This window comes from Thermodesulfovibrio sp. Kuro-1 (genome assembly GCF_006538445.1).
In the GTDB taxonomy this organism is placed as follows: domain Bacteria; phylum Nitrospirota; class Thermodesulfovibrionia; order Thermodesulfovibrionales; family Thermodesulfovibrionaceae; genus Thermodesulfovibrio; species Thermodesulfovibrio yellowstonii.
Window position 1 is genome coordinate 172,264 of the sequence record NZ_BJKS01000004.1, and the last position, 12,230, is coordinate 184,493.

Sequence of the window (12,230 nt, forward strand, 5' to 3'; positions counted from 1 at the left end):
ATATTTTTAATATTATCATTAGAAACTTTAAGAAGGAGGGGTATTATGAAACGACTGAGTATTTTAATTTTAGCTGTTATGTTAAGTTTCTGTTTAATAACATTTTCTTTTGCAGCAGATGTTATAAAATTCGGAGCCGCGCTTTCACTCACGGGTAAACTTGCAAAAGAAGGTAATCTTGTAAAAAATGGATATGAACTTTGGAAGGAAACTGTTAATAAAAAAGGCGGAATTAAAATTGGGAATAAATACTATAAAGTTGATATCAAATACTATGACGATGAGAGTGATCCAAACAGAGCAGCAAAACTTGTAGAAAAATTAATAACTGAAGACGGAATTAAACTTATTCTTGGTCCATATGGAAGTGAATCAGTATTTTCAACCTCTGCAATTACAGAAAAATATGGGGCTTTGATGGTTCAGGGAGGAGCTGCTGCAGACAAACTTTACACAAGAGGATTTAAAAATCTTTTTGGAATTTACACAGTAGCCACAGAGTATATGGATGATACACTAAAAATGTTAATGAATAAAGCTCCTAAGCCAACAACTGTAGCGATAGTCTATTCCAATGATCTTTTCTCAACACAGGTTGCTCAAGGTGCTAAAGCATCTGCTCAGAAATATGGATATAAGGTAGTTTACTACAAAGACTACCCAAAAGGAACGCAGGACCTGTCAACTGTTATTGTTGAAATTAAAGCAAAAAATCCTGACATACTTATTGGTTGTGGACATTTTCAGGATACTATAGTCATTGTTAAACAAAGTAAAGATTATAAGCTTAATCCTAAGGCAATAGCTTTTTCAGTTGGACCAACTCTTCCTGATTTTGTAAGTGCTTTAAAGTCAGATGCAGAATATATTTTAGGTTCTGCTCAATGGACCCCAACCCTGAAATACAAAGATCCTGTTTTTGGTTCAAATGCAAACTTTGTAAAAGCTTTTAAAACAAAATTTAGAGTAGAACCTAACTATCATGCAGCAGGAGGCGCAGCAGCAGCAGTAATCTTCCAAAGAGCTATTGAAAAAGCAGGAACATTTACAGATATCAACAGGATCAGAGAGTCACTTTTAAGCTTTAATGAAGAAACATTATTTGGAAAAATTAGATTTGACTCCAGTGGAAAGGTTGTTGGTAAAGGAATGCCTGTTATTCAAATACTTAAGGGAACTCAAAAAACAGTTTATCCAGAAAATGTTGCTGAAACAAAACCAGTTTATCCAAAACCAGCATGGAGATAAATTTTTTAGCCCAAGCTTTTGCTTGGGCTTTTTTATTTTAATTCAGGTGAGGTGAAGATGATAATTCTGCAGGTTCTTATTAATGGATTTCTTCTTGGTGGATTTTATGCTTTAATAGGAGTTGGATTTTCACTTGTGTGGGGGGTTACAAACATAATTAATCTCGCCCATGGAGCTATTGCACTTCTTGGTGCCTATATTACCTTCTTTCTTTTTCAAAACTATGGAATTGACCCTTTTTTAAGTTTACCCTTCAGTTTTCTTGCTCTTTTCATTTTTGGGTATGCCATACAAAGATATTTATTAAATCTTGTTGTAAAAGCGCAAATATTTATGCTCCTTATTCTTACTTTTGGCATAGAAATTTTTTTAGTAAACTTTATGACAACTTTCTTTTCAGCAGACTTTCGTTCTGTCACTCCTGATTATGCAGGAGAAAGCTTAATTATTGGAGATATTGTTATTCCATATATAAGAATTATAGTATTCCTTATATGCACATTCATAACCTTTATTTTAAGTCTTTTCCTTAATAAAACATGGGCTGGTAAAGCAATAAAAGCCACATCTCTTGATATAGAAGCTGCAATGATGGTAGGTATAAATCCTGCAAAAATCTTCGCTTTAACCTTCGCAATAGCTTCAGGATTGGCAGGAGTTGCAGGAAGTCTTTTTTCATTAACTCAAGCATTTTCTCCTTCAATAGCAGGTTCCTTAACACTAAGAGCCTTTATTGTTAGCATATTAGGTGGTTTGGGTAGAGTAGAAGGAGCTTTGATTGGTGGAATCATTCTTGGGATTGTTGAAACGCTAAGTTCATACTTCATTGGTGAAAGTTATAAAAATGCCATTACTCTTGGAATAATGGTATTAGTTCTCATTATTAAACCTACAGGAATTCTCGGCAAGAAATACTTTGCGGAGGTAAAACATTAAAATGAAGAAAAATATTGCTCTTTTTATAATCTTTATTGTAGCTGTCTGTTTATTACCTTTTTTTATATCTGGATACTGGTTAAGAGTGCTTACACAGACATTCATGTTTGCCGCAATTGCTACTGGCAGTAATATTATAATTGGTTATACTGGATATCCTGCCTTTGGAAATATAGCATTTTTTGGTATAGGAGCATATGTAACAGGTGTATTAATGACTAAATATGAAATTTCTTTTATAGCAACGCTCCCTTTTTGCGCTTTAGGAGGATTTATAGTTGCTATACTGTTAGGTATCCCTCTTTTAAGACTTAAAGGGCACTATTTTGCTATTGCAACCGTTGGCGTTATGGAAGCAATGAAAGAAATTGTTGACAACATGACTGAAATAACAGGCGGTGGATTAGGGTTAACTTTACCCATCATGGAAGGAGACCCTGCTTACATTTATAAATTCTTTTACTACACAATTTTACTAATCATGCTTCTTTCAATAGCCATTGCTTTTATAGTATGGAAATCAAAATTTGGCTATGCTTTAAGAGCAATAAGAATTGATGAAGACGCAGCAAGTGTAATGGGAATCAATACAGCTCTGTATAAAACATTTGCATGGGGGATAAGCGGTGCATTGGTAAGTATTGCAGGAGGCGCCTATGCCTATTGGTTAACTTATATTGACCCCTCAACTGTATTTGTCACATCTTACTCTGTAAAAATGTTTGCTATGATTTTACTTGGAGGGGCAACAACTATTTTTGGACCAATGCTTGGTGCCTTTATACTTGAATTAATTTCAGAGATTGTATGGAGTAAATTTATAGAGATTCATGGAATGATACTTGGCTTATTGATTATACTTGTCGTGCTTTTTATCCCTAAGGGGTTGTTTGAAACATTTAAGGGTGGCTTTTCCTTTAGAAAATTGGTCATAAATTTAAGAGAAAATAGACTTTAAGGGGTTAAGAGATGGTTATATTAGAAACAAAAAATCTTGCAAAAAAATATGGAGGCGTTGAAGTATTAAACAATGTTAATCTTAAAGTTTACAAAGGAGAAATTTTGGGGATGATAGGACCAAATGGAGCTGGCAAAACTACTTTGATGAATCTAATATGTAAACTAACAGATATTACAGCTGGCGAAATATTTTATAAAGGACAATTAATAAATGACAGAAAACCCTATGAAATAGCAAAAATGGGTATATCAAGAACCTTTCAGGTAGTAAAACCTTTTAAAGGACTTACTGTATTAGAAAATGTTATGGTTGGAGCATTTTATGGGAAAAAACAAGCTAAAAATAAAACAGAAGCAAGACAGATAGCTATGGAAGCATTGCAAATTGTAGGATTAATAAATGAAAAAGACAAAGAACCAAGTATACTTCCTATAGCGCAAAGGAAAAAACTGGAGTTAGCACGAGCACTTGCAATGGATCCTGAACTTCTTATACTGGATGAGGTTATGGCAGGACTTAATCCAAAGGAACTTGATGATATAATGAAAGAGATACTTCTTCTTAAAGAAAGAGGAATTACTATAATTGCTATAGAACATGTAATGAAGGTTATCATGGGCATTTCTGATAGAGTTGTAGTCCTTCATCTTGGACAATTAATCTGTGAAGGAAAACCCAATGAAGTATGTAATCATCCTCAAGTTATAGAAGCTTATCTTGGAAACAAATTTGCACAGAGAGGTATCGCATAATGGAACTACTAAATATCAAAAATCTTAATACAGGTTATGGCGATTTACAGATTTTAAGAAATATTTCTTTAAGGATTAATAAAGGAGAAATTGTTGCACTTCTTGGTTCAAATGGAGCTGGGAAAAGCACTCTGATGAGAAGTATAGTCGGCAGATTAAGGGTGTGGTCAGGAGAAATAGTATTCAAAGGACAAAATATAACAAATTTACCTCCAGAAAAAATAGTAAAACTTGGAATAAGCCTCGCACCTGAAAGAAGAAGAATATTTTCAGGTATGACAGTTAAAGAAAATCTTGAAATTGGGGCATATCAAAGAAGAAATGGATTTAAAGAAAGAATAGAAAAAGTTTTTTCCATTTTCCCAAGACTTTATGAAAGAAGAAATCATCTTGGTGGTGATCTATCTGGTGGTGAACAACAAATGCTTGCCATAGGAAGAGCTCTTATGAATGAGCCAGACCTTCTTTTAATAGATGAATGTTCTTTAGGGCTTGCTCCAACTATAGTGGAAAATATAATAGAAGTTATAAAAGAAATTAATAAATCTGGCGTAAGCCTACTTATAGTGGAACAGGATGTACAAATGGCTTTAGAAATAAGTAATAGAGCCTATGTTATGGAAGTCGGAGAAATAACAATATCTGGAGAATCTAAAAAATTAATAAATGATGCACGAATAAAGGAAAGTTATCTTGGCATGTAAAAAAATTTTTCAATTTTTTTAAAAGTAAGCCAGTGTTCACCATCTATTAAATAAGTTTTAGCCTGTGGATAAAACTCTCTCAGGTCATAAATCGCCTGAGGGGGAATGATTTTATCCTTTTTACCATGAATTAAAATTAGTTCACAATTAACCTGCCTGTTACTTTTATTAATATGAATATCGGAGGTAAGCAGAAAATTAAGTCCATTAATAAGTGAAATGTTATCTATTTTTTTAGGCAAAATAGGTGCACATCCTGCATTAGTAAGGAAATCCTTTATAACAATTTCAGGCTCTATTTGCATCTTTTGAATCATTTTCTTTAGAATCCTTGGGCTTACATATTGGGTAAATTTCTTAAATCCTGCAATAATCAATATCTCACTAAACTTATCAGAAAAAAAATCCAGATTCTTCAAAACAATATGCCCACCAGTTGACCAACCAACTAATATATCACCTGATTTATCCTTAAGAAAATCCAAAATCCCTTCCTCATTAAAATCAATAAATGGACAGATAAAATCCCAATCCTCAGGGATATCTTCCAAAGCCTCCCTAAATCCTGCCCATCCTGAAATAAAAAGTTTCATTTCACAATTAAAGTAGGTATTTTTGAAAGACCAATGACTCTCTGGCAGGTGCTTCCCATAAGGAGTCTTTTAAGTCCTGTTCTGCCATGAGAGCCTATAACTATCAGGTCTGCATCAATCTTTTCTGCTGTTTCAAGAATCTTCCTGTATGGCTCGCCTTCTTCCAAAATTGTATTCACCGATATGTTTTCCTTTTGAAATTTCATCTCCAAATTTTTTAGATACTTCTTCACCTTTTCCATCTGATTGTCAAAAATTTCCGGTTTTATTGCGAAAACCTCAGAAGGAACCTCTAACACAGATATTATATTCATTTCCGAATAAAAATTCTTAGCAATTTCTATTGCTCTGCTACATATCCTGTCTCCGTAAGGAGAGACATCCACAGCTACAAGAGTTTTATCCCATTTAATTAAAGCGTCCTTTGGAACTATCAAGACATCAGTGTTACTGTATCCTATAACTCTTTCTGTAACGCTTCCCAGTAAAACTTCTCTCAGAGCACTCATTCCCTTTTTGCCCATAACTATTAAATCTGCTGATATCTCCACACTGATATCTACAATTTTTTCAAAAGGCTCACCTTCTTCATATAAAGATTTAACGAGTACTCCGTATCTATTGCCTATGTCTTTAGCTCGGGAAAGTGTATCCTTATAGGGCTTATTTAGCTCTTCCAGTGAGAGTCCTATACCAATTAGGCTTATATCTCCATGATAGGTAGGAGCAACAGTTAGAGCAAAAACTGTTATGCCACTGTCTTTTGAGAATTTCACTGCTTCTTCAAAGGCATGAAAACTCTCCTCTGAACCATCAAGGCATGCAAGAATTTTTCTATAAAGTCTCATCTTTTTTCTCCTGAGATTTATTTCACCGTATCTGAAGACGGCAATTCAACGAGTCTGCGTAATTTTCTCTCCTCTCTCAAACCTTTATACAAAGCTGAACATATAATCAATGCCCCTGTTAAAAGCGCTGCAACCATTATTATAAAACTTGAGCTTTTAAGAATTTTAACAGTCATTTCTGAAAGAGGTGAAATTACCCCGAGTTGACTTAAATAAACTGGTATCATTAAACCTCTGCTTACAAGAACTACAAGCATTATCACACTCATTACGATTTTTATCATGTAGTCCTTAACATAGGTTGTTCCTATTGCACCAAGTTGAACCCCAAAAAGAGAACCTGCAAGAATAATCATGGCAAGCCTTATATCTACAAAACCTCCCATTGCATACTTAAAAGAACCAACCAGCCCCATAACAAAGGCAATAACAAGTTCTGTTGCAGATGCCATCAATGCTGGTGCACCAAGTATATACATCATTGCAGGAACTCCTAAAAATCCACCAACTGCTATTGTAGCAGCAAGCATTCCTGTTGCAAAACCAAGAGGTATGGTAAAGAGAAAAGAAATTTTTGCATTAAGGCTTTTGAAATAAACCATAGTGCCTGGAATATTAACTGATTGAATCCATTTTGCAATTTTTGTTATTTTCTCAGGCTTATTTGCCTGGCTATCATCTTTTGTTTTAAGGGCATCAAGAAGAACATAGCTTCCAACAATACCTAAGACAATTACAAAAGCAACGCTTACATAAAGATTTGAACCAGCATCTCCAAAGGTCTTTTTAATGTATTCCTGAATATGAGCACCAAATAAAACTCCTGCCTCGGCAGAAGCTCCCATAACAAGCCCAAGTTTTACATCAACCTGCCCAAATTTAGCTCTTTTAATTGCTCCCACAAGTGCTTTAGGAAATTTATGACACATATTGGATGCAACTGCAACAAGCCCTGGCACCCCAATGCTCATCATTCCTGGAGTAAGCACAAAGGCACCTCCTGAGCCTATAAATCCGCTTACAAGTCCTCCAACAAGACCTACAAAAAACAGATACATTACATTGAGCCAGTTTAAATCAATAAAATTTGTTGTTAACTCTATCATCTTTTCCTCCTACTTAAAAAATTAAGACTGTTAACAACTTATAATTTATTGAAAATCAATAAACTACAAGTCCCTCAACTTTTTTATTACCTCTCTGTCATTCCCAGAAAAAACATTCTCACCTTTCAAGATACCCCCCTCTGTCATTCCGAGGAGCGTAAGCGACGAGGAATCTCCTCAAATCTTTAGCGAATGAGATCCCTCGGGCAAAGCCCTCGGGATGACCCTTTATTGAATAGCCTTAAGCTCTTAATTGTGTTCTTATTTCTTTTCTCTCAACAGGTCTGTCACGTAAAGTTTTCTCAGCACCTTTCTTTGCTTCAATTCCAAGTGCCTGCCAGAAGTAGTTTGTAAAATTACCGTGTGCAAAGGAAAAAACAAAAGCAGTTGCCACAGGGAATAAGGCATAAAGCCCACCTCTTGCACATAATGCATTAATTATTGGCTCATTAAAGAACAAGCCAGCATAAAGAATCCCTGTAATTGCTCCGAAAAATAAAACTCTGACAAAACTTTTTTTCCTCTTTGACATCTTATCCTCCTAATAAAGTTTTATTTGGCTGAACAAAAATCAATGGGATATTCCTAAGTTTGATTTCATCAAACATTTTTTCATCTGCTATGATTATCAAGTCAGATTCTTCAATGTAACGAGCAACTTCTAAAAAATCACTGAAACTTAAAATTTCATAAAAAACTCCTCCCCCAAGCTGTTCTATTAAATTTTTTGAACTCCCTCCATTAACAAGAATTTTTACGACTCCCTGAACTCTTTTTGCTAAACTCACAGCATACTTTATTGCATAGTTATCTTCTTCTGAACCTGAGCAAATGACTAAAATTTTAGTCTTCTTTCTTGCAATCTGCCTTGCTGTATCAAACTCTCCTGCCTCGGCAAAGGAAATAGCAGCCATATAATCATCAAACTTGTTCATAAAATCTTTTATTCTCATCGTATTCCCTCCTTGAAAACCTCACTAAAAGAAAAAACAATTTTTATGCCATAGCATTAAGCTCTTGAATTTATTAGATTTTTTGATTACGACCTAAAATTTTATGTTGCAATTTGCATCGTCATATTTGTAAAATGCAATAGGAGATATAAAGATGGGTTTATTTAAAAAAAGTAACCAGACAGAAGAATCTCAAATCACTATAGTTGAAGAACTAAGCAATAAGATTTCTCAATCAGGCATGCCTTCTCATGTTAAAGATGTTGCCATGAAAGAGCTTGAACTTCTCTCAAAAATGAATCCTTCCACAGCAGAATATACCATTACATTAACCTACATTGAATATCTTGTCAGTCTCCCGTGGAATATAAAAACATCTGATAACCTTAATCTTGAAAGAGCAGAAAGAATTTTAAATGAAAGGCATTACGGACTTAATGATGTTAAGAATAGAATTCTTGAGCATCTTGCAGTAAAAATCCTTTCATCAAACAGAAACTCAAGAATTTTAATCGTTGACGATGAAGATATAACACGAAAAAATCTTGAACATGTCTTAAAAAAAGAAAATTATGAAGTTGTGGCTGCAAAAAACGGTAAAGAAGCCTTTGAAATTCTTGACAAGCAGGAGTTTGAAATTGTTCTTACTGATATCAAAATGGAGGGATTAAACGGCTTTGCAGTGCTTGAAAAAGTAAAAGCAAAATATCCAAGCACGAAGGTCATAATGATTACTGCCTATGCAGCAGTAGACAGTGCTGTTGAAGCAATAAAAAGAGGAGCTTTTCACTACATTGCCAAGCCTTTCAAAATTGAAGAGGTAAAATTAGCAATAAACAAAGCTGTTGAAGACAGACTTAGCTCTATTTCAACAAAAGGCTCAATCCTTTGTTTTGCAGGTCCTCCAGGCACAGGAAAGACTTCAATTGGAAAATCAATAGCAGATGCTCTTGGGAGAAAGTTTGCGAGAATCTCTCTTGGTGGAATAAAAGATGAGGCTGAAATTAGAGGACACAGAAGAACCTATGCAGGAGCAAAACCTGGAAGAATTATAGAAGAAATAAGAAGAGCAGGAGTAGCTAATCCTGTTTTAATGCTTGATGAAATTGACAAAATCTGTCAGGACTTTAAGGGAGACCCTGCTTCAGCACTTCTTGAAGCTCTTGACCCAGAACAGAATTATGCTTTTATAGACCACTATCTTGATGTTCCCTTTGACCTTTCAGGAGTTATGTTCATTGTTACTGCAAATATCCCTGATAATATTCAGCATGCTCTTCTTGATAGAATGGAAGTTATTGAATTTTCAGGCTACACTGAGGAAGAAAAGAAGAACATAGCTCTTAAACATCTGATACCAAAACAGATTACAGAACAAGGGCTTACTGAGTTTCCACCTGAGTTTAGTGAAGAGACTATTTTAAAAATAATTCAGGAATATACAAGGGAAGCAGGGATAAGAAATCTTGAAAGAATGATTGCAACTATATGCAGAAAAATCGCTACTGAAGTGGTGAGGGAAAATAAACCTAAAAACTCAATCAAAGTAACGCCTGAAGTAGTGGAAAAATATCTCGGTCCCAGAAGATATTTCTTTGAAGTAACTGATGCAAAAAACAGGGTAGGAGTTGTTACAGGGCTTGTATGGACAGAAACAGGTGGTGACATTATATTTATAGAGGCTGCTAAAATGAGAGGAAAAAGAGAGTTAATTCTTACAGGTTCACTTGGAAATGTTATGAAAGAATCAGCTCAGGCTGCTTTAAGTTATGTAAGAAGCAACTCCTCCTTATTCGGTATTTCTGAAGAGGCTTTTGATGCCTTTGATATACACATTCATATTCCTCAGGGAGCAATCCTTAAAGATGGTCCTTCAGCAGGAGCAACAATTGCAATGGCTTTAATTTCCCTTTTTACAAATAGACCTGCCAGAAGAGATGTAGCAGTAACAGGAGAGCTTACCCTTAGCGGAAGAATACTTCCTGTGGGAGGCATAAAAGAAAAAATCCTTGCTGCTAAAAGAGCAGGAGTAAAGACAGTGATAGTTCCTTATAGAAATAAAGTAGATATAGAAAACCTTCCTGATGATTTTAAAAAGGGAGTGGAGATAATATTCATTGAAAAAATTGAAGATGTTATAGACACAATCCTGGTTTAAAATTTAATCAGAAGAGGGAGTTAATCCCCCTTCCCTTTTTAAGCTCTCATCTGAAATCTTTTTACTTGTGTAGTCCGCTGTCTTTTTATCTGTCTATCTCTGTTTGTCTCTCTTAAAATTTCTCTTGCTGTATCAAACTCTCCTGCTTCAGCAAAAGAAATTGCAGCCATATAATCACAAAATCTGTTTAAAAAATCTCTTAGCCTCTTCATAAATTCCTCCTCTTTGAAAGATTCTGTTTTTGATATTGCATTTTTTATGCCAACAACCATTTAAATATGAAACTGTTGAATTTATTAGTTTTTTTTATTTTAAGGGCTCAAACTCCATGTTACAAAATGCATCACCACATAAAAAATGCAACCTGATAAAAGACATTTGTCTTACTGTAATCCAAAGGGCTGTTCAATTCACAACGGTCATTCTGATGGGCTGAATGGACCTGGGATCTGCCCCGAAAGTCACTCTGAGGCAAAGCCGAAAAGTCTCCTCCATTTCTTTTTCTCATCCCAAAGGCTTTTGCTGAGGGATCTCCTCTTTTTATTGCGGTGGAGATTTCCCAAACTCATCACTTTTCCTTCACTTAAGCTCAGGACAGGGTTCAGAGCTATGCTTCGGCTCGGAATATCAGAAAAAGCATTGGGGGTAAATGAAGTTAAATAAAGAATGTTGTGACCCGTGATTCTGAACAAAAAATTAAATTTTTTCAGGTTTTTTGCGATAGAGTGATTTAAAATATTTAAAAATCAAGTATACGGCAAATCCAATTATAGCCAGCAAAATTCCTATATGTTCAATTTTTGTTATGTCATTTTTTATGATCTGTAAGCTATTGCCTCCCATGTATCCTGCTCCAACCATGAGAGCAATCGTAAATAATGACGATATTCCATCGGCAATCAGGAATTTTAAAAAGGAGAGTTTCATTACGCCAGATACAATGATTATTTGAGCCCTTAGTCCAACAATATGCCTTCCCAAAAGGATAATAATAACTCCCCACTTACTAAATTTATCTTCAAGCCATGCAAGCCTTTCAGAAGTCAATATTTTCTTAAATTTCCTATGAGTAACAATCATGCGACCATATTTTTTACCAACAAAATATAGAAAAACATCCGCAAATAATACTCCCAAATAAACAACGAGCAAAGCAGGAACAGGTTTTATCACATCCGTTGAGATTAAAAAGCCGCAAAGAATTAGCGTAGCATCTTCTGGAAAAGGCAAGCCGATACCCCCAAGTATGAGGAGAAGAAAAAGACCTAAGTATGGAACATGCCCTATAAGACCTTTCAGCTCTATCACTTTTACAATACTACTTTAACGTGCCCCCCTTGCCTATGGCAATCATAATACTCAAAGGACTGTAATTTCTAAAAAGTTACTAAAATATAAACTATATTTCAATCGCCCCTCTGTCTAATTCAGAAACACTCCAAGTCTGTCATTCTGAGGTACACTCTCCCTGTCATTCTGAGGAGCGTAAGTGACGAGGAATCTCCTCCATCTATGCATATTAATGACAGTCAGTAATTGAACAGCCTTTTATAGCAATTCAAAGGTTATCATTAATGAAATAAGTGTTATAAAAAACAGACCTATGAGGAAAATTACATCAGCTATTTTTTCATAAAATAATGACTTTTTTCTCGCACGCATGGACATATAGGAAAATATGCTTGAGAGAAGGAAAAGCATTATAGCTATTCCAACGAAAATATCAAGAATAAAGTCAATCTTTTTGTCCATTTTCCATAGTTTGAGAAAACTTATTAATATAAAACACAAACCCAGTAGATTTGAGGATGTTGGTAAAATATGTTTTGATACATTTTTAAAATCATTGGTGCTTTCAGACATTTACCCCTCCCTTTTTTACTGGAGACTGTTCAAAAACTTGTAACCTATTGAAATTCAATAAATTACAAGCTCTAAAATTTTTCAATTACCTCCATCTGTCATCGTATA

General features: G+C 34.8%; 14 protein-coding genes. 6 read left to right on the forward strand and 8 right to left on the reverse strand.

What is annotated here, in order from left to right; all coding sequences use genetic code 11:
• Nucleotides 1-45: 45 nt before the first annotated feature.
• The 5 genes from FLY87_RS06835 to FLY87_RS06855 are packed head-to-tail and all read left to right on the forward strand — an operon-like array spanning nucleotide 46 to nucleotide 4,601.
• Nucleotides 46-1,248, forward strand: coding sequence for an amino acid ABC transporter substrate-binding protein (locus FLY87_RS06835; protein ID WP_012546283.1), 1,203 nt, complete (start codon nucleotides 46-48; stop codon nucleotides 1,246-1,248).
• Nucleotides 1,249-1,305: 57 nt separating this feature from the next.
• Nucleotides 1,306-2,184, forward strand: coding sequence for a branched-chain amino acid ABC transporter permease (locus FLY87_RS06840; RefSeq protein ID WP_012544937.1), 879 nt, complete (start codon nucleotides 1,306-1,308; stop codon nucleotides 2,182-2,184).
• Nucleotide 2,185: 1 nt separating this feature from the next.
• A complete protein-coding gene (locus tag FLY87_RS06845) occupies nucleotides 2,186-3,142 on the forward strand; it encodes a branched-chain amino acid ABC transporter permease (RefSeq protein ID WP_141266668.1) in 957 nt (318 codons plus the stop codon).
• A gap of 11 nt (nucleotides 3,143-3,153) precedes the next feature.
• Nucleotides 3,154-3,897 carry an ABC transporter ATP-binding protein gene (locus FLY87_RS06850; RefSeq protein ID WP_012545387.1) on the forward strand — a complete coding sequence of 248 codons (744 nt, stop codon included), beginning with the start codon at nucleotides 3,154-3,156 and terminating at the stop codon, nucleotides 3,895-3,897.
• A complete protein-coding gene (locus tag FLY87_RS06855) occupies nucleotides 3,897-4,601 on the forward strand; it encodes an ABC transporter ATP-binding protein (RefSeq protein WP_012545450.1) in 705 nt (234 codons plus the stop codon). The genes FLY87_RS06850 and FLY87_RS06855 overlap by 1 nt, the downstream gene beginning before the upstream one ends.
• Here the strand turns inward: FLY87_RS06855 and FLY87_RS06860 are convergent.
• The 5 genes from FLY87_RS06860 to FLY87_RS06880 all read right to left on the reverse strand — a co-directional run bounded on the left by FLY87_RS06860 (nucleotide 4,586) and on the right by FLY87_RS06880 (nucleotide 8,101).
• Nucleotides 4,586-5,194: an alpha/beta hydrolase gene (locus FLY87_RS06860; protein WP_141266670.1), complete on the reverse strand. Its 609-nt coding sequence runs from the start codon at nucleotides 5,192-5,194 to the stop codon at nucleotides 4,586-4,588. The genes FLY87_RS06855 and FLY87_RS06860 overlap by 16 nt on opposite strands.
• The gene (locus tag FLY87_RS06865) at nucleotides 5,191-6,042 is read right to left on the reverse strand and encodes a universal stress protein (protein ID WP_012545088.1); all 852 of its coding nucleotides are present in this window, start codon (nucleotides 6,040-6,042) and stop codon (nucleotides 5,191-5,193) included. The genes FLY87_RS06860 and FLY87_RS06865 overlap by 4 nt, the downstream gene beginning before the upstream one ends.
• A 17-nt stretch (nucleotides 6,043-6,059) precedes the next feature.
• The gene (locus tag FLY87_RS06870; protein WP_012546163.1) at nucleotides 6,060-7,148 is read right to left on the reverse strand and encodes a sulfite exporter TauE/SafE family protein; all 1,089 of its coding nucleotides are present in this window, start codon (nucleotides 7,146-7,148) and stop codon (nucleotides 6,060-6,062) included.
• Between the two features lie 241 nt (nucleotides 7,149-7,389).
• Nucleotides 7,390-7,680, reverse strand: a complete 291-nt coding sequence (locus FLY87_RS06875) for a hypothetical protein (RefSeq protein ID WP_141266672.1) — start codon at nucleotides 7,678-7,680, stop codon at nucleotides 7,390-7,392.
• A 1-nt stretch (nucleotide 7,681) separates the two neighbouring features.
• A complete protein-coding gene (locus FLY87_RS06880) occupies nucleotides 7,682-8,101 on the reverse strand; it encodes a universal stress protein (RefSeq protein WP_012546391.1) in 420 nt (139 codons plus the stop codon).
• Nucleotides 8,102-8,255: 154 nt separating this feature from the next.
• Between FLY87_RS06880 and lon the strand changes: the two genes are divergently transcribed.
• Nucleotides 8,256-10,259 (forward strand): endopeptidase La, encoded by a 2,004-nt coding sequence (lon, locus tag FLY87_RS06885; protein ID WP_141266674.1) that lies wholly within the window; start codon nucleotides 8,256-8,258, stop codon nucleotides 10,257-10,259.
• Between the two features lie 38 nt (nucleotides 10,260-10,297).
• Here the strand turns inward: lon and FLY87_RS06890 are convergent, their stop codons facing one another.
• The 3 genes from FLY87_RS06890 to FLY87_RS06900 form a co-directional block, all read right to left on the reverse strand.
• A complete protein-coding gene (locus tag FLY87_RS06890; protein WP_164924830.1) occupies nucleotides 10,298-10,471 on the reverse strand; it encodes a hypothetical protein in 174 nt (57 codons plus the stop codon).
• Nucleotides 10,472-10,955: 484 nt separating this feature from the next.
• Nucleotides 10,956-11,567 (reverse strand): DedA family protein, encoded by a 612-nt coding sequence (locus FLY87_RS06895; protein WP_028841945.1) that lies wholly within the window; start codon nucleotides 11,565-11,567, stop codon nucleotides 10,956-10,958.
• Nucleotides 11,568-11,807: 240 nt separating this feature from the next.
• Nucleotides 11,808-12,122, reverse strand: coding sequence for a hypothetical protein (locus tag FLY87_RS06900; protein WP_028841946.1), 315 nt, complete (start codon nucleotides 12,120-12,122; stop codon nucleotides 11,808-11,810).
• Nucleotides 12,123-12,230: the final 108 nt, after the last annotated feature.